The organism is uncultured Porphyromonas sp., assembly GCF_934359325.1.
GTDB lineage: Bacteria > Bacteroidota > Bacteroidia > Bacteroidales > Porphyromonadaceae > Porphyromonas_A.
Genome location: NZ_CAKRLH010000225.1, coordinates 1 through 2,533, shown reverse-complemented (window position 1 = coordinate 2,533; position 2,533 = coordinate 1). Strand labels below are relative to the sequence as shown.

Here is a 2,533-nt window from a genome sequence, read left to right as displayed (position 1 = left end):
GGCGCACACAGCTACATCCATCCCTGGCGATCCTACAACCCAAGCAACGTGACGCTCTACAATCGCCAGCTCCTCCGCCCCACCCCCTTCCTCTGTCGGACCTACGAGCGGATCACCCCGGAGATGGCTCTCGAGGAGTACGTCCTGACACGCCTGCGCACCTGCGAAGGGCTCTTGCTGAGTGAGATGGAGCATCTCTTCTCCCCGGGAGTGAGGGAAAAAGTTCTACAGAGGGCTCAGCCCTACTTGGCGTCGGGGGACCTGTTGCACGAGGGCGACCGGCTCCATCTCTCCCTCCACGGCATTGACATCTCCGATGCCATTATCCTTGACTTGATCTAAAGGTCCCGCAGCTGGATTGCCTCCTCCTCGACCTGTCCGAAGATAAAGGCGGGCGGGTCGATCAGGTAAAGTCGCTCCGTGGCACGCGTCACAGCGGTGTAAAACCAGCGGAGAAATGATATGTCGATCATCTCCGGCGTCAGGTACCCGAAGCTCACGAAGACCTCGCGCCACTGACCACCCTGTGCCTTATTGCAGGTCATGGCGTAGGCATACTTGATCTGCAGGGCATTGAGGTAGGGATTCTTCCGCATCTCCGCATAGAGCTGACGGCGCGACTGCACCCCGGGATAGTCGAGGGCAACATTGTCGAAGAGCAGCTGCCGCTGCTCCCCCGTCAGGGCAGAAGTCCCGCTATAGAGGCTCTCCAGGAGGATCTTCGCCGAGACAAAGCCCCCCTCGCCGTCTATCAGCTCCGCATCCCTAAAGGTAAAGCCATACAGCTCCGCCGTATGACGCGCATCCCGCACCTCCAGGATCTCACCATTGGCAATGAAGCCGCCGGTCTGCTTGCCCGAACTATCGACCGGTGTGTAGAAGTAATTATTACGCACCACCATCAGCCGCTCGCCCGGCACCACCTCCTCCTCGTAGCCGAGAGTGCGGTGGCGGATCCCCTGATTGTAGGACTCCGCCTCGCGATTGGACCGAGTGATCAGCACCGTCTCCTCCTGCCCCACCCTGCGGTAGGACTCCTCCATCAGCTCCGGCAGGTCATAGCCTGAGATGATCCTCACCTCCCCACCCCGCCGAGGGGTCTCCAGCAGCGGCTCGCTCCATGGCTTTCCCTGCTGCAGGTCTGCGATCCGCTGCCTCAGGTCGTAGCTCGTCAGGACGATCTCGCCGGCACTCTCCTGCCGCACAATGTCGGTCAGCGTCTCCTCGTAGAGGTAGGAGCAGTAGCCCCGGAGATAGTCCGGCGAGAGTGCGGGACTCTGCGGCGTACCGACCGGCGGCAGCTGTGCATCATCGCCGATGAGGACGATCCGACTATATGGCACCGAGTGACAGAAGTCCATAAGATCATCCAGCAGCCGCCCACTCCCGAAGGTGTCATTCCCCTCGCTCTGATTGCTGATCATCGACGCCTCGTCGACCACAAAGACAGTCCCCTGCTGCCCCGCATTGTACCCCAGATCGTAGGTAAAGGCTCCTCCCGCACCGACTCGCTGACGGTAGATCGTCCGATGGATCGTGTAGGCCGGCATGCCGCAGTAGGCGCTCAGCACCTTAGCGGCACGACCTGTCGGTGCCAGCAGCCTCACCGGCACGCCCATGGAGACCAGCATACGGGTCCAGGCGCCGACGAGACTACTCTTACCGGTACCGGCATACCCCCGGAGGAGGAAGAGCGAGTCCTCCTCTCCATGGCGTAGGAAGTCGTCCAACTTATCGATCACCCGCGCTTGCGACGGTGTGGGTGAGAAGGGGAAAAAGTCAAGTATCTGTGAGCACTCAGTCATGGCACAAATATACCTCTTAGAATGCGTCTCTCCACAAGCTCCAATCTATTACCCGGGCTGACGCATTTGAGTTTTGCAGTAATGGTTCTGATGCTCCTCAGAGAGGCTGATCCTATAAGGACGGGTGGTTTCTCTATAAAGACCTTTGCAAAGGTCTTCTAAGAATTAATCCGAGACCTCGCCCCCTTGCGGACACACCGAGAGTTAGGGAGCGGGCATCCCCGGCTTCGGGGAGTATCGTATTGAGCCGGATAAAGTTCGGCGAATTCTAAACCCGATATTAGTGATCACTAAACCCGGGTTTAGTGATCACTAATATCGGGTTTAGTTTGGGGTCGCAGGGCTGACGCGCTTGAGCCTTACAGTAAGCTATCTGTACCTAGCGCTGAGGTACCGTTCGGCAACCCATGGAAGAAGCATTTGCCACTGTGCTTATATGCGGCATAAGGAGTAGAGTAGCAGTCACTTTAGAGCCTGATGGTGACGATGTGTGAAAAATTAGTGCGCTACATTGTGGGTCATATCAATAAACTTTGCTACTTTTGTCAGTGAGCTGCCATGTGGTGGCTGACAGGACGTTTTCTTATAGACAATAAAACAACCACAATATTTCATCTTATGAAAAATCTCTTCAAGATCCTTCTTGTAGCAGCAGTGCTGGCTCTGGCCTACGTCTGCTACGCCAGGGTAGAGACACCGATCCGCTTCAAGAACACGAAGACTCAGCG

At 57.1% G+C, this 2,533-nt stretch carries 1 protein-coding gene and 1 pseudogene; one reads left to right on the top strand and one right to left on the bottom strand.

Annotation, left to right across the window (positions count from 1 at the left end; translation table 11 throughout):
- A pseudogene (locus tag Q0F21_RS07160) lies at positions 1-342 on the top strand (coproporphyrinogen III oxidase family protein); the annotation flags it as partial.
- On the opposite strand, the gene Q0F21_RS07155 reads toward Q0F21_RS07160, so the two are convergent.
- Positions 339-1,805 carry an AAA family ATPase gene (locus Q0F21_RS07155; protein WP_297238666.1) on the bottom strand — a complete coding sequence of 489 codons (1,467 nt, stop codon included), beginning with the start codon at positions 1,803-1,805 and terminating at the stop codon, positions 339-341. The pseudogene Q0F21_RS07160 and the gene Q0F21_RS07155 overlap by 4 nt on opposite strands.
- Positions 1,806-2,533 lie beyond the last annotated feature (728 nt).